Here is a 449-nt window from a genome sequence, read left to right as displayed (position 1 = left end):
CCAACCTTGGCAAGGTTGTATTCTACCACTGAACTACTTCCGCAAGACATGTTATGAGATATTTTATTAAAAGTGCGGGTGAAGGGAGTCGAACCCCCACGCCAAAGGCGCCAGATCCTAAGTCTGGTGCGTCTGCCAATTCCGCCACACCCGCATATTAATTTATTTAAGAAAAAATGGGGCGACTGATGGGAATCGAACCCACGAATGCCGGAGCCACAATCCGGTGCGTTAACCACTTCGCCACAACCGCCATAGTTACTGGTGCCGACTAGAGGACTTGAACCCCCAACCTACTGATTACAAGTCAGTTGCTCTACCAATTGAGCTAAGTCGGCTAAATGGTGGAGGATGACGGGATCGAACCGCCGACCCCCTGCTTGTAAGGCAGGTGCTCTCCCAGCTGAGCTAATCCTCCATTTGCCTGGCAACGTCCTACTCTCACAGGG

General features: G+C 51.4%; 4 tRNA genes. All 4 read right to left on the bottom strand.

The features are described from left to right. Positions 1–73: 73 nt before the first annotated feature. Positions 74–154 (bottom strand) — tRNA-Leu (locus ACS2MN_RS31015). A gap of 23 nt (positions 155–177) precedes the next feature. Then, a tRNA-His gene (locus tag ACS2MN_RS31010) sits at positions 178–253 on the bottom strand. Between the two features lie 9 nt (positions 254–262). Next, a tRNA-Thr gene (locus tag ACS2MN_RS31005) sits at positions 263–338 on the bottom strand. 4 nt (positions 339–342) lie between these two features. Further along, positions 343–418 (bottom strand) — tRNA-Val (locus ACS2MN_RS31000). Positions 419–449 lie beyond the last annotated feature (31 nt).

Source organism: Bacillus cereus group sp. BceL062, from assembly GCF_051780025.1.
Taxonomy (GTDB): Bacteria; Bacillota; Bacilli; order Bacillales; family Bacillaceae_G; genus Bacillus_A; species Bacillus_A toyonensis.
The sequence above is the reverse complement of the archived record's forward strand: the minus strand, read 5'-3'. Positions and strand labels throughout refer to the sequence as shown.